Consider the following 19,341-nt stretch of genomic DNA (forward strand, 5'->3'; position numbering starts at 1 on the left):
GCAGTGCGGGCAGCCAGCCCGCTTTTTTTTGGGGTTGTTATTTCTGTCTGTACAGAAATAACTGTAAATAGAGGATGAAAATGAACACTGTCTTGCCGTCGACCCACCCGCATGGCCGCACCGGGGCGCGCAGCATGACCGTCCTCGTGTGCGGCGCGAACGGCTTCATCGGGCGGGCACTGTGCGCGCAACTCGAAGCCGGCGGCCATCGTGTGCTGCGCGGCGTGCGCCATGCGGCCGGCCCGTGCGATGTCGCGATCGACTTCGCGAAGGACGTCGATCCCGACGCGTGGCTTGCGCGGCTGGACGGCGTCGACGTGGTGATCAATGCGGTCGGTATCCTCGCCGATCAGCGCGGCGCGACGCTCGACGCCGTGCATCGCGCCGCGCCGTGCGCGCTCTTCACCGCGTGCTGCCGCGCAGGCGTGCGGCGCGTGATCCAGATCTCGGCGCTCGGCGTCGAGCGTGGCGATACGCGCTACTTCGCCAGCAAGGTCGCGGCCGACCGCTTCCTGCAGACGCTGCCGATCGACTACCGGATCGTGCGTCCCGCGCTCGTCTACGGCACGGCCGGCGCGTCGGCGCGGTTTTTCCGGATGCTTGCGAGCCTGCCCGTGCAGGTGCTGCCGGCGGGCGGCCATCAGCGGCTGCGCCCCGTGCACGTTGACGATCTCGCCGAAGTCGTCGCGCGGTGCGTCGATGTGCCGGCGGCCGGCCGCGCGGTGATCGACGTGGTCGGCCACGACGAAGTCGAATACCGCGAGATGCTGGCCCGCTACCGCGCCGCGCTGGGGTTTCCGCCGGCCGCCCGCATTGCATTGCCGGGCCCGCTGGCCGGCGCGGCGGCCGTGCTGCTCGGCACGCTGCCGGGTGCGATCTTCACGCGCGACACGTGGACGATGCTGCGCGGCGGGAACACCGGCGATCCGGCCGCCGTCACGGCGATGCTCGGCCGCCCGCCGCGCGGGATCGACCGCTTCATCGGCGCGGAGGCCGCCGCGCTGCGTCGCGATGCGCTCGCGATGTGGCGTCGTCCGCTGCTGCGCGGCGCGCTTGCGATCGTGTGGATCTGGACGGCCATCGCCAGCGCGTTCGTTCATCCGCTGCACGCGAGCCTTGCACTGCTCGCGCCTGCGCACCTGACGGGGCTGCCTGCGCTGATCGCGCTCTATGCGGCCAGCGCGCTGGACTTCGCGTTGGGCATCGCGACCGTCGCCGCGCCGTCACGCCGCCTGTGGGTCGCGCAAGCCGCACTGATCCTCGCGTATTCGGCCGTCATCGCGGTCACGATGCCGGGCCTGCTCGCTGAACCGTTCGGCCCGGTGCTCAAGAACGTGCCGATTCTCGCGATCCTGTTGATCCTTTTTTCAGAAGAAGAACAAGCTTGAATACCTATCTCGTCATCAAGGCGCTTCACATCCTGTCGTCGGTGCTGATGGTCGGCACGGGGTTCGGCACCGCGTTCTACCTGTTCTTCGCGAACCGCACGCGCTCGGTGCCCGCGATCGCGGCCGTGTCGCGCCTCGTGGTGCGCGCGGACTGGTGGTTCACGACGCCGGCCGTGATCTTCCAGCCGGCATCGGGGCTCTGGCTCGCGCACACGGCCGGCTGGCCGTGGCATACGCCGTGGCTCATTGCGTCGATCGTGCTGTATGCGATCGCCGGCGCGTGCTGGCTGCCGGTCGTGTGGCTGCAGATCGAGCTCGCATCGATGGCGAAGCTCGCACACGCGAACGGCGCTGCCGCGCTGCCGGAACGGTACTGGCGCTATGCGAAGCGCTGGGAGCTGCTCGGCTATCCGGCGTTCTTCGCGATGCTGACCGTCTACTTCCTGATGGTGCTCAAGCCGATGTAAGCGCGCCGGCGCCGCTGCACGGGAGCGGCGGTTCGGCACAGCGGAAAGCAGTTGATCGATTCATGAAGCATGCGACAGACAAAAAGAAGGAATGCGAATCATGGACTCAAGTGAACTGGTGCTGTACTTCGACGGACGATGTCCGTTAAGCGTGGCGGAGATCAAGCGTCTCGGGGCCCGCGATGCGCGACGGCGGCTGGCTTTCGTCGATATCGCCGCGCCGGGTTTCGATCCCGCGCCGCTGGGCGTCGGCCTGCCCGCGCTGAATCGCGAGCTGCACGCGCGCCTGCCCGACGGACGCATGCTGACCGGCGTGGACAGCCTCCTGGCCGCCCATGCGCTGACCGGGCACCGCCGGCTCGTCCGGCTGCTTCGCGTGCCGGTCGTGCGCGGTGTGCTGGCGCCGCTGTATCGCCGCTTCGCGCGCAACCGGCATGCGGTATCGCGCTGGCTCGGCTACGACGCCGACGCGCAGTGCGACGGGGCGGCGTGCAGTAGCGGTCGCGGCCGAGCCGCCGAACCCAAGGCGGCTCGGCCGGCGGGTGACGCTGCACGCAGCATCGTGGTGACCTGGATGTACGGCGCGGCAATCGCACACCTGCTCGTCGGCATTGCCGTTCCGTGGGTAGCCGGCGCGCCATGGCTCGACACGTATCACCGCGTCATCGAGCTGCATTTCTGGGCGGGAGCGGCGCCCGATCCGGCGCGTGCGCAGCAGATCTGGTGGATGTCGCTGATCGGCGCGACGGTGCAATGCGCATCGGTCTGGATGCTGGCGCTCGTCCACCTCGGCAACCGGCTGCGCCGGCGCGAAGTGTGGGGCTGGCTGCTGGCCGGCCTGTTGATCTGGGCGCCGCAGGACATGCTGTTTTCATTGCAGGCCCATGTATCGGGCCACGTGGCGATCGACGCGGCGGCACTCGTCGCGATGGTGCCGCCGCTCGTCTGGCTGTGGAGGAGAGATACCGTATGAACACCTTGCCTGCTTTCGACTGGGCGCTCAACCTGCTGATCGTGCAGGGCGCGATGGGCGCATTCGATACGCTCTATCACCATGAACTCACGCAGGATCTGCCGCACAGCCCGGGTGCGCGGCTCGAGCTGGCGATTCACGCGGTGCGTTCCGTGCTCTACGGCCTCGTGTTCGCGTCGATCGCGAACGTCGCGTTTCATGGCGCGTGGGTCGCGGCCCTCGCGGCGGTGGTGGTCGTCGAGGTGGTGCTGACGCTGTGGGATTTCGTCGTCGAGGACCAGAGCCGCAAATTGCCGGCGACCGAGCGTGTGCTGCACACGCTGCTGGCCGTCAACGGCGGCGCGCTGTTCGGGATGATCGCGATGCAACTGGCCGCGTGGGCGCACGAGCCGACCGCGCTGCAGCCGCTCGATCTCGGCTGGCGCGGCTGGCTGCTGAGCCTCTTTGCCGTCGGCGTGACGGTATCGGGAATCCGCGACGGGATCGCGGCCTGCCGGATCGCGCACCGCGCGCCGGTCGCCAATCCGTTCGCGGGGCAGCCGCCGGGGAACGTGCTCGTGACCGGCGGGACCGGCTTCATCGGCGAAACCCTCGTGAACCAGCTGCTCGACGCGGGGCATGCGGTCACGTTGCTGGCGCGCGATCCGCTGCGCGCGGCGTATCAGTTTCACGGCCGCGTGCGTAGCATGACGGCCGTCGAGCAGCTGCAGCCGCACGAGCGTTTCGACACGGTCATCAATCTCGCGGGGGCGCCGGTGCTGGGCGCACGCTGGAGCAAGCGCCGGCAGGCGGTGCTGCTCGCGAGCCGCGTCGGCGTCACGGAATCGCTGATGCGCTGGGTCGAGACTGCCGAGGTCAAGCCGCGCACGTGGATCCAGGCATCGGCGATCGGTTACTACGGCGTGCGCCCTGCCGACGAGCGGCTCGACGAGAGCAGCAGCGCCGGCACCGGCTTCATGTCAGAGCTGTGCCGGCAGTGGGAGCAGTCCGCGCAGGCGCTCGAGCGCCACGGCGTGCGCTCGGTCGTGCTGCGGCTGGGCGTCGTGTTCGGCCCTGGCGGCGCGCTGCGCCCGATGCTGCTGCCGCATTACTTCGGGATGGGCGGACGATTCGGCGACGGCGCGCAGGTGATGAGCTGGATCCACCGGGACGACGTGCTGCGGATCATCGCGCGTGCGATGGCGAACCCGGGCATGCACGGCGTCTACAACGCGGTCGCGCCCGCGCCGCTGACCCAGCGCGAGTTCGTGCAGGTCGTGTCGAAAGTGCTGCATCGTCCGGCCTGGCTGCACGTGCCGGCCGCGCCGCTGCGCATCGCGATGGGCGAGATGGCCGAGCTGCTGCTGGACGGCCAGCGGGTGATGCCGGCGCGGTTGCATCAGGACGGATTCATGTTCCGGTTCCCGACGGCCGAGCGCGCGCTGCGTGACCTGACGAATCGTCCGCACGCGGATTTTCCGCGTACGGCATGTCGTTTGCCACGTGGTCGTGTATAAATTCGGCGTGAACGCGTTCGGGACGTGTGGTGCGTCCCGGGCGCTCCGCATCCGACCTCACAAGGAGACTGCATGCTGCACATCCTCGGCAAGATCCCGTCCATCAACGTTCGCAAGGTGCTGTGGCTGTGCACCGAGCTGAACCTGCCGTTCGAACAGGAAGACTGGGGCGCGGGCTTCCGCACGACCAACGATCCGGGCTATCTCGCGCTGAATCCGAACGGTCTCGTGCCCGTCATCAAGGACGACGATTTCGTACTCTGGGAATCGAACACGATCATCCGCTACCTCGCGAACCGCTATGGCGGCGACGCGCTGTATCCGGCCGAGCCGCAGGCGCGCGCGCGGGTCGATCAATGGATCGACTGGCAGGGCGCGGACCTGAACCGTTCGTGGGTCGGCGCGTTCCTCGGCCTCGTGCGGAAATCGCCCGATCACCAGGATCCGGCCGGCATTGCGCAGTCGATCGCGGGCTGGACGAAGCACATGCAGGTGCTGAACGCGCAGCTCGAAGCGACCGGCGCGTACGTGGCCGGCAACGGCTTCACGCTCGCGGACATTCCGATCGGCCTGTCGGTGAACCGCTGGTTCGGCACGCCGTTCGAGCATCCGGATTTCCCGGCGGTGTCGCGTTATATCGAACGTCTCGCGACGCGCGAAGGCTTCCAGAAGTACGCAGGCAGCGCGAACCCGTGATGCGTTGCCGGTAGTGCGCGGCGCGGAGGCATGGCAAGCGCCGCCGCGTTCGCGTCATGACCGGTATGCACGGGCCCGCGGGCCCGTTGTCACGCGCCGGGCGCCGGCACCGCGTCGAGCACGCGCGCGAGAAACGCCTCGTGGTTCCACGCGGATTCCGGCCGCGACAGCCCGAGCCGCACGACCACCAGTTGCCGGCTCGGCACCACGCTCACGAACTGGCCTTCGTGGCCGACCGCATGAAACGCGTCGGCCGGCATCGCGGCCGCATGCGGATCGCGATCGTTGAACGGCTCCGGCACCTTGACCCACAGCTGCGCGCCGTACTCCTGCCGCTCCGACTGCGGCGTCGCGCGCGTCAGGTAGCGCACCCAGCCTTCCGGCAGCAGCCGCTGCCCGTCCCACACGCCGTCCTGCAGCAGCAGCTGCCCGAAGCGCGCCCAGTCGCGCGCGCTCGCATACATGTACGACGCGCTGACGAGCGTGCCGGCCGCATCGGGCTCGAACACCGCGCTGCGCATCCCGAGCGGCGCGAACAGCGCACGGCGCGGAAGCGCGAGGTAGTCGCCGTCGCTGCCGCCCAGCGCTTCGCGCATCACGCGCGCGACGATCGCGCTCGTGCCGCTCGAGTAGGACCACCGTGTGCCGGGTGTCGCGGCGAGCGGCTTTTCCGACGCAAACCGCGCGGTATCGGGCTGCGCGTACAGCATCAACGCGACGTCGGACAGCGGGTCGTCGTAGTCCTCGTTGAATTGCAGGCCGCTCGTCATCCGCAGCAGCTCGTCGAGCGTAATGGCCGCGCGCGGATCGCCGCTGCCGCGCCATTCGGGCAGCAGCGCCGACGCATCGGGCGACAGCTTGCGCTGAGCGACGAGCCTGCCGACCAGCGCGGCCGTCACGGTCTTCGTCATCGACCAGCCGGGCAGCGGCGTGTCGGCCGTGAAGCCGGGTGCATAGCGTTCGGCGATCACCTGGCCGTGCCACATCACGACGACCGCGCGCGTGCGCCGTGGCCGTGCCGGATCGGGCTCGTCGAACGCGCGGTCGAGCGCGGTCTGCAGCTTTTGTGCGTCGATGCCGGCCGGCGGCGTGGCCGGTGCCGGTTGAGCGGCAGGCGGATCGGGGAGAGGCGGCAGCGCGGCCGGCAACGCGCCGGGCGACGGCCCGATCGCGAGCGTGCAGCCGAGCCCCGGCCGGAAGTCGGCTTCGCGTTCGGCGAAGCCGGCGAAGGTGGCCGTTGCGCGATGATGGTCGGGATCGATCGACGGGTGCACCAGTTTCAGCAGCGGATGCACGCCGGCCATGATGTCGACGTCTATCACGGACGTGGCCGGGCGGCCCGATACGTACACGCCGGAACACAGCGCCTTCGCCGCATAGCCGGTCGCGATCGGCGCGAGCCGGGACAGCATGTAGCCCGTGTAGCCGACCGCGGCGACGACGGCGAGCGCGACGCCGCGCAGGATCAGCTTCTTGAGGGGGATCGTCATGCGCGAGCGTCCTCGGTTGTCTGCAGGCGGAACATGAACCGGCAGTGTCGCAGGTTCGGGCCGGCGGTGGCAATCGCGGGTGCGGGAGGTGCCGGGCGGCGTCGCTAGGGCGCACGTTGCCCGGCGTGTGTGAATCGTGTGTGTCGATCGGCCATGTCGAACGGGCCGTGTGCGGCCCGTTCAACTGGTGCGTCATTGCGCGTTGTCATTGTCGAAGCGCAGGTTCCAGACCGTCGCGGTGTTCGTGTTGTCGTCGACGGCCGCGAATTCCAGTTGGCCTTTGCTACCGCGCCCGAATGCAAGGCCGAACGCCGCCCCCGACACGGTGTCGACCTGCATTTGTGCGATGAAGCGCCCGTCCACCGTGAATTCGACGATCTCGCTCGGCTGCAGCGGATCGGCGTTGACCGCGTCACCGTTCGCGGTCACGAGATGGCCGTTCGGTGCGAGCGCCAGTGCGAGCGGGCCGTGCAGGTGCGCCGCGTCGAAGTAGATCATGCGTCCGACGCCGCCGTTGCGATTCGTCGACGCGGCGTTCTGGATCGCGAACACCGCGTTGTCGCCGGTGGAGGCGACATACAGCACGTCGATGTTCGGGTCGTACGCGAGGCCGGTCGGGCCGACGACGAGTGCATTGGGATCGGTTCGATTCACGTAGCCCGACGCGATGACGCGCGAGCCCGGCAGCATCGTGACGCCGTTGTCGCCGATCGCGAGCTCGATGCGCGAGACCGTCCCGTTCAGCACGTTCGACACGAACGCGGTCACGCGCTGGCCTCGATCGATCACGGTCATGTCCCACGGCCCGTCGAGCAGCGCCGCGCTGGACAGTTGCGTGACGAGATTGCCCTGCGGACCGATGACGAGCAGCGAACCCGGCGGCACGACGGTCTTGCCGTCCGGCGCCGGCACGTTGCCGACCAGCACGAAGCCGCTGCGCAGCACCACGAGCGCGGTCGTCAGGCCGAGATTGGTGCCCTGGAAGAACGTCGCCGGCGTCTTGCCGGGCGACAGCTTCACGATCGTCGTGCCGGTGCCTTGCGTGTTCGATGACGCGTTGAAGTTGGACACGACGACGTCGCCGGGTTTCAGCGTGCTCCAGGTCGGCACGCCGCGCGGCACGAATGCGATGCCGTACGGATTGACATCGCCATTGGCGGGCACGGTCGATGCGGTGAACGATGGAATCGGCAGGATGATGTCGCTGCCGCCGGCCCACGCGAACGCCGACGACAACGCGACCAGCCCGGCGCCGCAAGCCGCACGACAAAGCGCGTGCCGGACGCGCGCGAGGACAGGCGGATCAGCCGCGAACACGGCCGCGGCGGGTGAACGACAGGAGGGGAGAGGGTCCATGGCATGACTCCGGTTGATGATCGCGATCAGTCATCCCGGCTGCCGGCCTGCGCAGCCGACGGGTGTCCGGCGCGGGTTCGCGATCGTGCACTGGCCACGTGAACCCACGCTCGAAATAAACGGATGGCGAGGGCCGGATATTCCAATCTGTTACGGATGTTGCATGCGGGCTGGCGTCCATTGTTCGCGGAAAGGGCGATGCGGCCTGACAAGTTGAAATCCGACCCGCCGTCGGCCGATAATCGTCCGGCATCGCTCTCCCACTTTCCCAATCCAACCGTTATCGGAAAACGCCATGTCCTACGACAACAACAACCCGTTCGCCAAAATCCTGCGCGGCGAACTGCCGTGCGTGAAGGTCGCGGAAGACGACGCGACCCTCGCGATCATGGATCTGATGCCGCAGGCCGACGGCCACGTGCTCGTGATCCCGAAGGAGCCGGCCGCGCAGATCTTCGAGTTGTCCGGCGACGCAGCCGCGGCCGGCATCCGCATGACGCAGCGCGTCGCGGCGGCGGTGCGCGCGGCGCTCGAGCCGGACGGCGTGTTCATCGGCCAGTTCAACGGCGCGGCAGCCGGCCAGACGGTTCCGCACGTGCACTTCCACGTGATCCCGCGCTGGGAAGGCGCCGAGCTGCGGATGCATGCGCGCGAGATCGCCGACGCGGCGACGCTCGAAGTGCTCGCGCAGCGCATTCGCGCGCGCTTCGTGTAACGCATCGATCGCACGCGGCACGGCACGGTGCACCGGCCGGCCGCCGTGCCATCGGGTGTTTCGGCGGTCACGCGAGGTAACACCTGTAACCGCCGGCGAAACTCGTCCCGGTCAACCCGGCGCTAGACTCCGCGCATTGCTTCACTGAGCGACAGGAAGGGCGGATCGCCTCTTCGTGCCGGCCGCCGCACGTCGCGGCGATGCGGCTTTCGCGAGGTGCCATTCGTCTTTCGCGCCGGGAATCGAGCCATGACCAGACTTCTCATCACGCTTGCCCTGATCGGCGGCCTGTCCGGCTGCTACGTCGCGCCGCCGTACGGCTACGCGCCCGCGCCGGCCTACTACGGCTATGCGCCGGCGTATTACGCGCCGCCCGTCAGCGTCGGGATCGGCGGCAACTTCCGTATCCGCTGATCGGGCACCAGGCGCGGCGCTGGCCGCAGCCTTTCGCCGGACGATTCGCGCGGATTCGCGTACCGCATGACGGCGGTGCACTGCGCGGCGTGCGCGCGGTTCCTATACTTCACAGGAAAGCGCACTCCGGCGAGGCAGTCATGACAGTCACACGCAAGGTCGCAGTCGTGTCGGGCGTCTCCACGCTCGTCTATCTCGGGCTCGCGGTGCTCGGCAGCGGCGGGTTCGCGGCCTTCTTCTCGCATCCGCCACTGACTGTTGCTGTCGTCGCGACGCTCGCGATGGCCGTCGTCGCGATGTTCACCGAAGGCAACCTGAGCAGCGGCGAGCGCGAGAACCGTGACAACCGCTGGGTGCTCGCGGCGTTCGGGGTAAGCGGGTTGCTGCTCGCGTACCTGCCCGCGCTGACTGACCGGCTCGACTTCTGGACCTTCGGCGGCGATACGGTGCGCTGGATCGGCGTCGTGCTGTACATCGCGGGCGGCGTGCTGCGCATCTGGCCGGTATTCGTGCTCGGCAAGCGCTTCAGCGGGCTCGTCGCGATCCAGCCGGGCCATACCCTCGTGACCGACGGCATCTACCGCCGCATCCGCAATCCGAGCTATCTCGGCCTGCTCGTCAATTCGGTCGGCTGGGCGTTGGCGTTTCGCTCGGGTGTCGGCTTGCTGCTGGTCGTGCTGACGATGGTGCCCCTCGTCGCGCGCATCCGCTCCGAAGAGGCGCTGCTGCGTGCGCAATTCGGCGCCGAATACGACGCGTATTGCGCGCAAACCTGGCGTCTGCTGCCCGGCGTGTACTGACCCCCTTCATTTCTCCGCGACCGTCGTTTCGGCGTCCGCCCGCGATTCGTTCCCGATGTGTTGCCACGTGTGTCGCAAACGTGCGACGCCGTGCATCGCCGGATCGTTCCTCCGCAGGGCCGGACCCTCGGCGAAGCCAATGCCGGCGCGGGTTTGCGGGCATTCCGGTGCGCGTGTTCGAGATCGCTTATTCGTAAACAACTTGTTACCAGAATGTCCACGGCAAGGATGTGGGACCGGTGCTATTCTTCGCCGCAAGCTCATTGAAATGAATTGGTCCACGGTTCGGCACAATGCCTGACCCGACGTCGATCGATTCAGATCGTCGTACCGAGCGGACCTTCAATAAACCAGATTGCGAACAAGGAAGAATACGGGAATGTGGAAGAAAATCGCCCCCGCTCTCGTCGTCGCCGTGCTGACCGGCGCGACCTCGCTGCCGGCATTGGCCGGTGACATGAACAACGCGCTTGGCGGCGCGCTCGGCGGGGTAGCCGGCGCAGCGGTCGGCGGTGCGCTCGGCGGCAGCACGGGCTCGGTGATCGGCGGCGCCATCGGCGGCGGCGCGGGTGGCGCGGTGACGTCGAACCGTCACGAGCGCACCGGCGCGATCATCGGCGGCGCCCTCGGCGGCGGTGCAGGTACCGCGGCAGGCAACGCAATGGGCGGCCGCACGGGCGGCCTGCTGGGTGCGGCGGTTGGCGGCGGCGCCGGCGCGGCGCTCGGCGGCAACATGTCGCGCAACTCGTACGAGCGCGATTACGGCGGCCGCGGCGATCGTGGCTATCGCCACCGCAAGCATCGTCATCACCGCGACTGGGACTGATCGCCGCTGGCGCGGCTCGGTGCGCGAACGGCGCACCGGCGCGCCGACGGCGTCGGCACCCGACGCGAGATTCGGCCCGGCGGCCTGCCGGGCCGTCATCGCCGGCCAGACCGGCGAACACTTTCCGGCTTCTTCAGCCGCGGCCGGATGCCCGATCGACGGGCAGGCAAGTTTCCCTCCTCGCTGCATTTCCCCGTTTCCCGACTACATCGCGTCTCGTGACTGAATGCGTCCGGGCAGCGTCGACACCATTCGCGTTTCGTTCGATTTCCGTTGGCCCGTCTTCCAGCCTGACGATCACTCATGATCGGCGCGGAGCAGCCCGCTGACGTGCGCGCGTCGCACCTCTTCAATCTGCGTAACCAGATGTGTCGCGACCCGCACGCGTGACCGGGATGGCTGCGGTTACTCGCCTGCGCCTCTTGCGTCCCGGCGAACGAGTGCGCTGCCCCGCCCGTCAGGATTTCCCTGATAGCCAGACCGTCGCGCCACGCTTCCTCACCGCGCATCGCGGCTGCCAGCTAGTAGTGGGAAATCGAATGGAATCCATCGCAACATTTAATTGGTCGATTGCGAACGTCTTCGCTATCGTCGGCGATGCTCGCGTACGGCATCGCACCGTGCCGCTGGCCGCGCCTCGCCGCATGATCGCGAGCGCCACGGCCCGACCGCCGGCCCCACAACCATGGGCCGCCGCGTCCGATGAACCGGACGAACCCGTCGCGAAGCCTGGCCGACCGAACGAAGGCGCATGCGCTTTCAAGCCACCCCGGCAACGACGTCCCGCCGCCGCATGCGTGCCCCACGCGTGTGCGTGCCGCCCGATGCCGTTTGTGTACGGGGCCGGACCAACCCATTGCCTGGATGCACTATGTCTAAGACAACGTATTACGCGCCGCATGGCGGCCACCCGCCGCAGACCGATCTGCTGACCGATCGCGCGATGTTCACCGAGGCGTACGCGGTGATCCCGAAGGGTGTGATGCGCGACATCGTCACGAGCTGGCTGCCGTTCTGGACGAACACGCGCCTGTGGGTGATCGCCCGCCCGCTGTCGGGGTTCGCCGAAACCTTCTCGCAGTACATCGTCGAAGTGAACCCGGGCGGCGGCAGCGACAAGCCCGAGCAGGACAAGAACGCCGAAGCCGTGCTGTTCGTCGTCGAAGGTGAAGCCGAGCTGACGCTGCAGGGCAAGAAGCACGTGCTGAAGCCGGGCGGCTACGCGTTCATTCCGCCGGGCGCGGACTGGACGCTGCACAACGTCAGCGATGCCGCGGTGCGTTTCCACTGGGTGCGCAAGCACTACCAGGCCGTCGACGGCATTCCGCTGCCGGAAGCCTTCGTGACCAACGAGCAGGACGTCGAGCCGATCCCGATGCCGGGCACCAACGGTGCATGGGTGACGACGCGCTTCGTAGACATGAGCGACATGCGCCACGACATGCACGTGAACATCGTGACGTTCGAGCCGGGCGGCGTGATTCCGTTCGCTGAAACGCACGTGATGGAGCACGGGTTGTATGTGCTCGAAGGCAAGGCCGTGTATCGCCTGAACCAGGACTGGGTCGAGGTCGAAGCGGGCGACTTCATGTGGCTGCGCGCGTTCTGCCCGCAGGCATGCTATTCGGGTGGCCCTGGCCGCTTCCGTTATCTGCTGTACAAGGATGTGAACCGTCACATGAACCTGTTGCTGAACCCGGCGCGTTAAGCGTCGAGGAAGCAGTTGGATGTGAAAGCCCGCCGGGGAATGCCGGCGGGCTTTTTTTTCGGGTTCTTCGTGGATTAAAAGCCGGAACCCAGCCAGTGCGTGTTGCAAGCACACCGACCGTCAGTCGGATGCCGCTGGCGACTCATTGCCCTGCGTAGCACCACATTGATGGCAATGCGGGAAGAAGAAGAAATTCCGGCCGCCGCATCCGCATACGTTGAAGAGCCTCAATCCGCAATGCACGCAGAACGTGGAGTCGTCGCCGCCGAGATTCCATTGCTTGTCGCATGACGGGCAGCGCTTTTTTTCGAGTGAGCGAACGGCCTTTTCGTATCCGATCGTGCGCGCACGTTCTCCCTGATCCTGCTGCAATTCGAGCCGCTTGCGTTCGGCATAGCGCTGAAAGGCCTTCATCATGTAAAGGCCGGCGAACACCGTGAGCGCAATGCCGACCAGGACCCGGACATAGCCGCCGCAATTCGGCAGGTACGGGACCAGTTCGATGAAAAATGCACTCAATGAAAACAGGCCAAAGCCGTACACGAAAGGCCAGTAGCGCATCTTGCGATAGCGCATGAACAGCCAGATCGCAATCAGCAGTATCGGTAACGTGAGCGCAAGCCGCAGTCCGAACACCTGCAACTCGTAATGCCGTTCCGCCGTTTCGAAGCGCCGTTCGGCTGCCGCGTCCGCGTCGGCGATTTGCGTGTCCACTTGAGTCTGCCGCGATGCCAGTGCCCGTTGCTGGTCGCCGATCGCATCGATCTGATGCTGCCAGTTGACGACCACTGCCTGGAGCGTATCCAGCTTGCGAGTTCGCGCCAGAATGTCCGGGTCCCTCGCACTGTCTCCCGTCACCGAGCGGGTTGCCAGCCAGTTGCGGAAACTTTCTTTCTCGGCCGCGTACTCCTTCGCCGCACGTCCGCGTGCCACTTCCATTGCGTCGGCCTTCTCGGCGAGCGTGTCGTGCTGCGCCTGCAGATCGCGCCGTGCTGCGTCGAGCCGCGCCTTCGCTGGAGCATCCGCGAATTGCTCGACGACGGGCGGCCCGCCCCTCGGAGCGAAGGCCATGTCGCGAATCACGAGACTGCCGAGCATGTTCAGAAAGACCGCGAAGATGATCGCAATCACCCACGAGGCGAGCCGCAGGAGACGCGCTGGACTGGTCAGGCCGTCGCTGGAAGTCATCATTGTTTTGCCCTTGTTGGAATGGTTATATAAGCAGACCGTCGCGAGCAACGGCCTCAACGTCATTCGAGCGCCGCCGGCCACCTTGCCGGCGACACACGTCAGGTCGGGCCAGCACCGGAAGGAAACGCGGCTGACTCGTCGAACCACCGAAGGAATTCATGGATGGCTTCGGTCACTGCGGGTACCGACATATGTAACGACAGGCCCCTGTCCATGGTGCGCGACAGCACGACTAGATTTATCGGCTGCGCCCGGGGGAGAGAAAATGAACGCGTTGCCTTCGCGATCGAACTGCTCCCCCAGTTGGTCGAGAAGTTACGCCGGATACAACGAACATCGAGGAATGGTTCGGTCGCCCATCGCAGCATTTGTACATCCTGCTCGCATCCGCCCATAGACGGCGGAGGGAGGCACCAGGCCGGGCTCAATGATGGCCTCTGTTGCAAACTGCGGTTTCGTACCGAATAACTTCGATCAGGTCGGTAGTCGTCAGGCGAATGCGTCTTGATCGGTCGCAATGATTGTCGACGATTCCCGCACCCTTGTCGAACGTCCCCCTCTGACCGAGAGCCGTCGGTCTTCCCGGCGTTCCCCGGATATTCATGAAGAATCTGGCTTTATGGGCGATGCGTATTGCTACAGGCCGAGTGCGGCCGCCGCAAGTGTCGCGACCTGCAGCCTTGTATCGGGCGGCAGGCCGTCCTCGATCAGCCACACCGCCGACAAGCCCGACCATGCGAGTATCCACTGCAGCAGCCGGTGCCGGTCGAACTGCGCGGCATTGGCCACGAGCGTGACGCGCTGCGCGAACCGCACAGGATCGACCGCAATATCGTGCGAAGGATTGCAGAACAGGTTCGCGTAGTCGAATGCTCGCTCGCCGCGCAGCCCTTTCGGATCGATCGCACGCCAGCCGCGATCGCCGAAATGGAGGATGTTGCCGTGATGGATGTCGCCGTGCAGGACGACTTCGTCGACGGGCGGCCCGGCCAGCAACTGGCGCGCGACCGTGGCCGAGCGGTGCAGCACGTCGCTGCCGGAAGTATCCGACAGCAGCGCATGGAACCAGTCGTGCAGCGGCACGACCGCAGGCGGCTCCGGAGCACGATGCGCATGCAGCCGCGCGACGACATCGCACGCGATGCGCATCGCGTCGTCGTCGTGGCCCGATGCCGAAAAACCGGCCAGCGTCGGTGCCGGCCGCGCCCGTTCGAGCAGGACCGCATCGCTGTCGTGCTGCCACACCTGCGCGGCGCCTTGCCCGTTCCACCAGGTCATCAGCGCATTGCCGCGGCGCTCTTCGTCGCAGGTAGCGACCTTCAGCATCGCGGGCCGGCCCTGCCAGACAACGGGCAGCAGGCCGCCGCTCGCGGTCAGGATCGGGCCGCCGTCGGGAACGAGGCCCCACAGGCCGAGGTATCGATCGAACATCACACGATGCTACAGCCGAACCGGATCGCGCGCAGCGCGGTTCGTCCGACAGTGCGTCACACGGTCGCAGGTGTGACGTGAACGGCCCCGGCACACTTTCCTAAATAAAATTTAGCCAGCCAAACTTTGGCTAAAGAATGTTCCGGTTTCGCGCCATCCCTTCGACAATGCGCGCCTTTCGTGACCAGTCGGTGCCTCTCGCGCACCGGCCGTCACAGCATCGAAGAAGGAGCCCGACATGACCGACCACACCGCATCCCCGCCGCCACCACCCGCACCGCCGCCACGCCGCCGCCGCGTATGGCGCACGCTCGCGGGCGCGCTGCTCGGCCTGACGGTCGCATGCGCGGGTATCGGCGCATGGACGATCCAGCGCATCTGGACGCAGTTGCCGTCCGTCGAGCACCTCGCCGTGTATCGTCCCGCGCTGCCGCTGCGGATCTTTTCGCGCGACGGCGACCTGCTGGCCGAATACGGCGTCGAGCGGCGCGAGTTCGTGCCGCTCGAACGCATCCCGCCGCTGATGCGGCAGGCGCTGCTCGCGGCCGAGGACGCGAAGTTCTACCAGCACGGCGCGGTCGATTTCAGCGGCCTCGCGCGCGCGACGTTCGCGAACGTCGTGACGGGGCAGCCGGGGCAGGGCGGCAGCACGATCACGATGCAGGTCGCGCGCAACTTCTACCTGACGCGCGACAAGGTGCTGAGCCGCAAGCTCGCCGAGATCCTGATGGCGACCAAGCTCGAACGCGAATACAGCAAGGACAAGCTGCTCGAGCTGTACATGAACGAGATCTATCTGGGCGAGCGCGCGTACGGTTTCGCGGCGGCTGCGAACGTGTATTTCGGCAAGCCGCTCGACGCGCTGAGCGCGGGCGAGGCGGCCGTGCTCGCGGGGCTGCCGAAGGCGCCGTCCGCGTTCAACCCGGTCGTCAATCCGGCGCGCGCGACCGCGCGGCGCAACTACGTGCTTGGCCGCATGCATGCGCTCGGCCAGCTCGACGACGCGACGTACCGCGCGGCCGTCGACGCGCCGATCGCGCTGGCAACCACGCCGCCGCCGGGGATCATCGCGGCGCCGTACGTCGCCGAGCGCGCGCGCCGGATGATGGTCGAGCGTTTTCACGACGACGCCTATACGCTCGGCCTCGACGTGACGACGACGATCTCGATGCGCGACCAGCGTGCGGCCGAAGCGTCGCTCGAACGTACGCTGAGCCGTCAGCCGCGCGTGAAGCGCGATGCGCGCAACGGGCTTGAAGGCGCACTGATATCGCTCGACGCGGCAACGGGCGACATGCTCGCGCTCGTCGGCGGCGCGGATTTCAACCGCAACGTGTTTGACCATGCGCTGCAGGCGTATCGCCAGCCGGGCTCGAGCTTCAAGCCGTTCGTCTATTCGGCGGCGCTGGAAAAGGGCTACTTCCCGGGCGTGCTCGTCGACGATACGCAGCGCACGCTCACGCATGAGGAAACCGGTGCGCGGCCGTGGCGCCCGCGCAATTTCGCCAACAACTACGAGGGCTTCATCCCGGTGCGTCGCGGGCTCATGCGCTCGAAGAACCTCGTCGCGGTCAGCCTGATGCAGGCCACCGACGCGCGCTACGTGCAGCAGCACGCGGTGCACTTCGGCTTCGACGCGCAGCGCAATCCGGCGTCGCTGCCGCTCGCGCTCGGCGCGGGCGCCGTGACGCCGCTCGAACTGGCGAGCGCATACAGCGTGTTCGCGAACGGCGGCACGCGGATGGAGCCGCGCCTGATCCTGTCGGTGAAGCAGCGCCACGGTGGCGCGATGTACGAGGCGACGGCGCCGGCGGGTGAGCGTGTCGTGTCGGCGCGCAACGCGTTCGTGATGGACAGCATGCTGCGCGACGTCGTGAAGTCCGGCACCGCGCGCGGCGCGCTTGCACTGCGCCGCGACGACGCGGCGGGCAAGACGGGCACGTCGAACGGGTCGAAGGACGTGTGGTTCGCAGGTTACTCGTCGGGTGTCGTCGCGGTCGCGTGGCTCGGCTACGACACGCCGCGCCCGATGGGGCGCGCGACCGGTGCGACGCTGGCGCTGCCGGTCTGGCTCGACTACATGAAGACGGCCGTCGATGGCCGTACGCCGGTCGAGGCAACGCCGCCGCAGGATGTCGCGCTCGTCGACGGCGACTTCGTGTACGCCGAATACACGCGCGGCACGTGCACGGCCGACGTGCCGTCGTACATCCGCAGCCGCTTCGCGTGCGGCGGGGCGGCGGCCGAGGTGTCCGACACGCCGGTCGACCACGGCAAGCCTGCCGAGCCGATGCCGGCCGCGGTCGATGCGGTCGAGCGCGAACGCGTGCTCGACCTGTTCCGGACCGATGACTGACGCGCACCATGCATACGCTCTACTTGATTGCAATCGTCGCGGAAGCGATGTCGGGGGCGCTGATGGGCATGCGCCGCGGGATGGACCGCTTCGGGCTCGCGCTTGTCGGCGCGGTGACGGCGCTCGGTGGCGGCACCGTGCGCGACGTGCTGCTCGGCCACTATCCGCTCGGCTGGATCGCGCATCCCGAGTACCTGGTGATCACGCTCGTCGCGGCGACCGTGGCGTCGTGGGTCGCGCGGCATGTCACGCGGATGAAGACGCTGTTCGTCACCGTCGACGCGATCGGCCTCGCGGCGTTTACGATCATCGGCTGCGATATCGGCGCATCGACGGGCACCGCGCCGATCATCGTCGTGCTGGCCGGCGCGATCACGGGCGTCTGCGGGGGGATGCTGCGCGACCTGCTGTGCAACGAGATGCCGTTGATCCTGCGTGAGGAACTGTACGCGAGCGTCGCGTTCGTCACGGGCGCGTTGTATGTCGGGATGCAGTACCTTGGCATCGATGCCGGGGTCGCGACGGTGGTCGCGCTCGTGGCTGGCTTCGCGATGCGGATGCTCGCCGTGCGGCTCGGCTGGAAGATGCGGACGTTCGGCGCGGCGGACGTCGGGCATTGAGCGGGAACGCGTGCCGCGCGCGCGGCGCGCGGGCACGGATCAAGCTGGCCCGGGCACTCCTGTGAGCACCCGGGCCGGACGGAACGTCAGTCAGCCTGCATCACCTGGAAGACGTTGCCTTCCGGATCGATGCCGTCGTACATCGTGTACGCGAACCCGTCGTAGCGCTTGAGATCGCGCACCGTCACGCCGCTGCCGGCCAGCCGGTCGCGATGCGCGCCAATGTCCTGTCCGATCGAGAACACGATCTTCACGTGGCTGGCTTCCACGCGCGCTTCCGCATCAGCAGGCACCGCGTGGCGGAACGCCGGGCCGGCGAGATGCAGCGCGAGTTCAATGGCGCCCGCGCCGAGCACGGCCCACTCGTTTTCGATTTCCTCGACGACGGGCAGATCGAAATGCTGTTGGTAGAACGCCTTCAGCAACGCGACGTCTTGAACGTACAGGATGATGCGGGTCATCGGAAGCGGCACGTGGGTCTCCTCGAAGGGGATGCGCGAAGCGCAAATGATGCGTTGTGAAAGTCGTTGCTGTCGATAAGACGGGATATGGAGCGCCGCAATGACCCTGCGGCGCCCGCCAGCGTTACGCAGGCACCATCACCGGCGGCGCGCCGTCGCCGGTGTCCACCATCTTCACCGCGAACCCGTAGCACTGCGCGATATGGGCCGGCGTCATCACGTCGCGCGGCGTGCCGTGCGCGACGATCGTGCCGTCGGCGAGCATCGCGATCGTATCCGCGTGCCGCGCGGCGAGATTCGGATCGTGCACGATCGCGAGCACGCCGAGCTGCCATTCTCGTGCAACCGCGCGCACGGTTTCGAGCAGGCGGTGCTGATGCGAGAGATCGAGCGCGGCGGTCGGCTCGTCGAGCAGCAGGTAGCGCGGGCCGCTTTCCGGCGCATCGTCGTCCGGCCACAGCTGCGCGAGCACACGGGCGAACTGCACGCGCGCGAGTTCGCCGCCCGACAGCGTCGTCACGTCGCGGCCGACGAGCGCATCGGCGCCCGCGCGTTCGAGCGCGCTCCATGCGATGTCGCGGTCGCGATGCGACGTCGCACCGCTGCGCCGTGCATGCGGATAGCGGCCGAGCAGCACGATTTCGTCGACGCTGAACGGGAACGCCGGCTGCGCGGCCTGCGGCAGCACCGCGCGCAGGCACGCGAGCCGCGGCGCGTCGATGCGCGCGAGCGGTTCGCCGTTCAGCGTGATGTCACCGGTCACGCGCACGCCGTTCGGCGCGACGCTGCCGGTGAGTTCGCCGGCGAAGGTCTTCAGCAACGTGCTCTTGCCCGCGCCGTTGCGGCCAAGCAGCGCGGTCACGCGGCCGGGTTCGATCGACAGCGACAGGTCGCGCAGGATCGCATTGTGTCGACGGGCGACGTCGAGGTGATGGGCGGTCAGCATGGTCGTC

The 19,341-nt window shown here is 67.6% G+C and carries 18 protein-coding genes; 12 read left to right on the forward strand and 6 right to left on the reverse strand.

The annotated features are described in order from the left end of the window. Nucleotides 1–80 precede the first annotated feature (80 nt). From BCO18175_RS23570 to BCO18175_RS23590, 5 genes are all read left to right on the forward strand, one after another. On the forward strand, nt 81–1,388 hold the full coding sequence (locus BCO18175_RS23570; RefSeq protein WP_254608159.1) for an SDR family oxidoreductase: 1,308 nt from the start codon (nt 81–83) through the stop codon (nt 1,386–1,388). Further along, complete coding sequence (locus BCO18175_RS23575) at nt 1,385–1,855, forward strand: DUF2269 family protein (RefSeq protein ID WP_174984507.1); 471 nt, start codon at nt 1,385–1,387, stop codon at nt 1,853–1,855. The genes BCO18175_RS23570 and BCO18175_RS23575 overlap by 4 nt, the downstream gene beginning before the upstream one ends. 100 nt (nt 1,856–1,955) lie before the next feature. After that, the gene (locus tag BCO18175_RS23580) at nt 1,956–2,828 is read left to right on the forward strand and encodes a thiol-disulfide oxidoreductase DCC family protein (RefSeq protein WP_174984510.1); all 873 of its coding nucleotides are present in this window, start codon (nt 1,956–1,958) and stop codon (nt 2,826–2,828) included. Further along, entirely contained in the window at nt 2,825–4,324 is a 1,500-nt protein-coding gene (locus tag BCO18175_RS23585; protein WP_174984513.1) for a TIGR01777 family oxidoreductase, read from the forward strand. Before BCO18175_RS23580 ends, BCO18175_RS23585 begins: the two co-directional genes overlap by 4 nt. A gap of 72 nt (nt 4,325–4,396) precedes the next feature. Continuing rightward, nucleotides 4,397–5,020 carry a glutathione S-transferase family protein gene (locus BCO18175_RS23590; protein WP_174984515.1) on the forward strand — a complete coding sequence of 208 codons (624 nt, stop codon included), beginning with the start codon at nt 4,397–4,399 and terminating at the stop codon, nt 5,018–5,020. A gap of 89 nt (nt 5,021–5,109) precedes the next feature. Here the strand turns inward: BCO18175_RS23590 and BCO18175_RS23595 are convergent, their stop codons facing one another. Both BCO18175_RS23595 and BCO18175_RS23600 read right to left on the reverse strand, forming a co-directional pair. Beyond that, complete coding sequence (locus BCO18175_RS23595; RefSeq protein ID WP_174984518.1) at nt 5,110–6,510, reverse strand: serine hydrolase domain-containing protein; 1,401 nt, start codon at nt 6,508–6,510, stop codon at nt 5,110–5,112. A gap of 192 nt (nt 6,511–6,702) precedes the next feature. Beyond that, on the reverse strand, nt 6,703–7,866 hold the full coding sequence (locus tag BCO18175_RS23600) for a hypothetical protein (protein ID WP_174984521.1): 1,164 nt from the start codon (nt 7,864–7,866) through the stop codon (nt 6,703–6,705). Between the two features lie 295 nt (nt 7,867–8,161). Between BCO18175_RS23600 and BCO18175_RS23605 the strand changes: the two genes are divergently transcribed. The 5 genes from BCO18175_RS23605 to BCO18175_RS23625 all read left to right on the forward strand — a co-directional run bounded on the left by BCO18175_RS23605 (nt 8,162) and on the right by BCO18175_RS23625 (nt 12,329). Further along, nucleotides 8,162–8,581: an HIT family protein gene (locus tag BCO18175_RS23605; protein ID WP_174984524.1), complete on the forward strand. Its 420-nt coding sequence runs from the start codon at nt 8,162–8,164 to the stop codon at nt 8,579–8,581. Nucleotides 8,582–8,830: 249 nt separating this feature from the next. Next, nucleotides 8,831–8,995, forward strand: coding sequence for a hypothetical protein (locus BCO18175_RS23610; RefSeq protein WP_011353821.1), 165 nt, complete (start codon nt 8,831–8,833; stop codon nt 8,993–8,995). A 140-nt stretch (nt 8,996–9,135) separates the two neighbouring features. Continuing rightward, nucleotides 9,136–9,795, forward strand: a complete 660-nt coding sequence (locus tag BCO18175_RS23615; RefSeq protein WP_174984527.1) for a methyltransferase family protein — start codon at nt 9,136–9,138, stop codon at nt 9,793–9,795. Between the two features lie 379 nt (nt 9,796–10,174). Next, nucleotides 10,175–10,621 (forward strand): hypothetical protein, encoded by a 447-nt coding sequence (locus tag BCO18175_RS23620; protein ID WP_174984530.1) that lies wholly within the window; start codon nt 10,175–10,177, stop codon nt 10,619–10,621. 871 nt (nt 10,622–11,492) lie between these two features. After that, complete coding sequence (locus BCO18175_RS23625) at nt 11,493–12,329, forward strand: bifunctional allantoicase/(S)-ureidoglycine aminohydrolase (protein ID WP_011353825.1); 837 nt, start codon at nt 11,493–11,495, stop codon at nt 12,327–12,329. Between the two features lie 120 nt (nt 12,330–12,449). Here the strand turns inward: BCO18175_RS23625 and BCO18175_RS23630 are convergent, their stop codons facing one another. Together BCO18175_RS23630 and BCO18175_RS23635 are read right to left on the reverse strand one after the other, a co-directional pair. After that, a complete protein-coding gene (locus BCO18175_RS23630) occupies nt 12,450–13,517 on the reverse strand; it encodes a hypothetical protein (protein WP_174984881.1) in 1,068 nt (355 codons plus the stop codon). A 639-nt stretch (nt 13,518–14,156) separates the two neighbouring features. After that, nucleotides 14,157–14,951 carry an aminoglycoside phosphotransferase family protein gene (locus tag BCO18175_RS23635; protein WP_174984533.1) on the reverse strand — a complete coding sequence of 265 codons (795 nt, stop codon included), beginning with the start codon at nt 14,949–14,951 and terminating at the stop codon, nt 14,157–14,159. A 238-nt stretch (nt 14,952–15,189) separates the two neighbouring features. On the opposite strand from BCO18175_RS23635, the gene BCO18175_RS23640 reads away from it, so the two are divergent. Further along, complete coding sequence (locus BCO18175_RS23640) at nt 15,190–17,307, forward strand: penicillin-binding protein 1A (protein ID WP_174984536.1); 2,118 nt, start codon at nt 15,190–15,192, stop codon at nt 17,305–17,307. A gap of 8 nt (nt 17,308–17,315) precedes the next feature. Beyond that, nucleotides 17,316–17,927, forward strand: a complete 612-nt coding sequence (locus BCO18175_RS23645; protein WP_174984539.1) for a trimeric intracellular cation channel family protein — start codon at nt 17,316–17,318, stop codon at nt 17,925–17,927. Between the two features lie 86 nt (nt 17,928–18,013). On the opposite strand, the gene BCO18175_RS23650 is transcribed toward BCO18175_RS23645, so the two are convergent. Beyond that, nucleotides 18,014–18,400 carry a VOC family protein gene (locus tag BCO18175_RS23650; RefSeq protein WP_174984542.1) on the reverse strand — a complete coding sequence of 129 codons (387 nt, stop codon included), beginning with the start codon at nt 18,398–18,400 and terminating at the stop codon, nt 18,014–18,016. A gap of 112 nt (nt 18,401–18,512) precedes the next feature. Continuing rightward, a complete protein-coding gene (locus tag BCO18175_RS23655; protein ID WP_174971273.1) occupies nt 18,513–19,334 on the reverse strand; it encodes a heme ABC transporter ATP-binding protein in 822 nt (273 codons plus the stop codon). Between the last annotated feature and the right edge of the window lie 7 nt (nt 19,335–19,341).

It is taken from the genome of Burkholderia lata (assembly GCF_902499335.1).
Taxonomy (GTDB): Bacteria; Pseudomonadota; Gammaproteobacteria; order Burkholderiales; family Burkholderiaceae; genus Burkholderia; species Burkholderia lata_B.

Excerpts from the sequence above, each read along its gene's own strand:
- BCO18175_RS23570 (WP_254608159.1), top strand. The coding sequence starts at position 81 with ATGAACACTGTCTTGCCGTCGACCCACCCGCATGGCCGCACCGGGGCG.
- BCO18175_RS23580 (WP_174984510.1), top strand. The coding sequence starts at position 1,956 with ATGGACTCAAGTGAACTGGTGCTGTACTTCGACGGACGATGTCCGTTA.
- BCO18175_RS23585 (WP_174984513.1), top strand. The coding sequence starts at position 2,825 with ATGAACACCTTGCCTGCTTTCGACTGGGCGCTCAACCTGCTGATCGTG.
- BCO18175_RS23590 (WP_174984515.1), top strand. The coding sequence starts at position 4,397 with ATGCTGCACATCCTCGGCAAGATCCCGTCCATCAACGTTCGCAAGGTG.
- BCO18175_RS23595 (WP_174984518.1), bottom strand. The coding sequence starts at position 6,510 with ATGACGATCCCCCTCAAGAAGCTGATCCTGCGCGGCGTCGCGCTCGCC.
- BCO18175_RS23600 (WP_174984521.1), bottom strand. The coding sequence starts at position 7,866 with ATGGACCCTCTCCCCTCCTGTCGTTCACCCGCCGCGGCCGTGTTCGCG.
- BCO18175_RS23605 (WP_174984524.1), top strand. The coding sequence starts at position 8,162 with ATGTCCTACGACAACAACAACCCGTTCGCCAAAATCCTGCGCGGCGAA.
- BCO18175_RS23610 (WP_011353821.1), top strand. The coding sequence starts at position 8,831 with ATGACCAGACTTCTCATCACGCTTGCCCTGATCGGCGGCCTGTCCGGC.
- BCO18175_RS23615 (WP_174984527.1), top strand. The coding sequence starts at position 9,136 with ATGACAGTCACACGCAAGGTCGCAGTCGTGTCGGGCGTCTCCACGCTC.
- BCO18175_RS23620 (WP_174984530.1), top strand. The coding sequence starts at position 10,175 with ATGTGGAAGAAAATCGCCCCCGCTCTCGTCGTCGCCGTGCTGACCGGC.
- BCO18175_RS23625 (WP_011353825.1), top strand. The coding sequence starts at position 11,493 with ATGTCTAAGACAACGTATTACGCGCCGCATGGCGGCCACCCGCCGCAG.
- BCO18175_RS23630 (WP_174984881.1), bottom strand. The coding sequence starts at position 13,517 with ATGACTTCCAGCGACGGCCTGACCAGTCCAGCGCGTCTCCTGCGGCTC.
- BCO18175_RS23635 (WP_174984533.1), bottom strand. The coding sequence starts at position 14,951 with ATGTTCGATCGATACCTCGGCCTGTGGGGCCTCGTTCCCGACGGCGGC.
- BCO18175_RS23640 (WP_174984536.1), top strand. The coding sequence starts at position 15,190 with ATGACCGACCACACCGCATCCCCGCCGCCACCACCCGCACCGCCGCCA.
- BCO18175_RS23645 (WP_174984539.1), top strand. The coding sequence starts at position 17,316 with ATGCATACGCTCTACTTGATTGCAATCGTCGCGGAAGCGATGTCGGGG.
- BCO18175_RS23655 (WP_174971273.1), bottom strand. The coding sequence starts at position 19,334 with ATGCTGACCGCCCATCACCTCGACGTCGCCCGTCGACACAATGCGATC.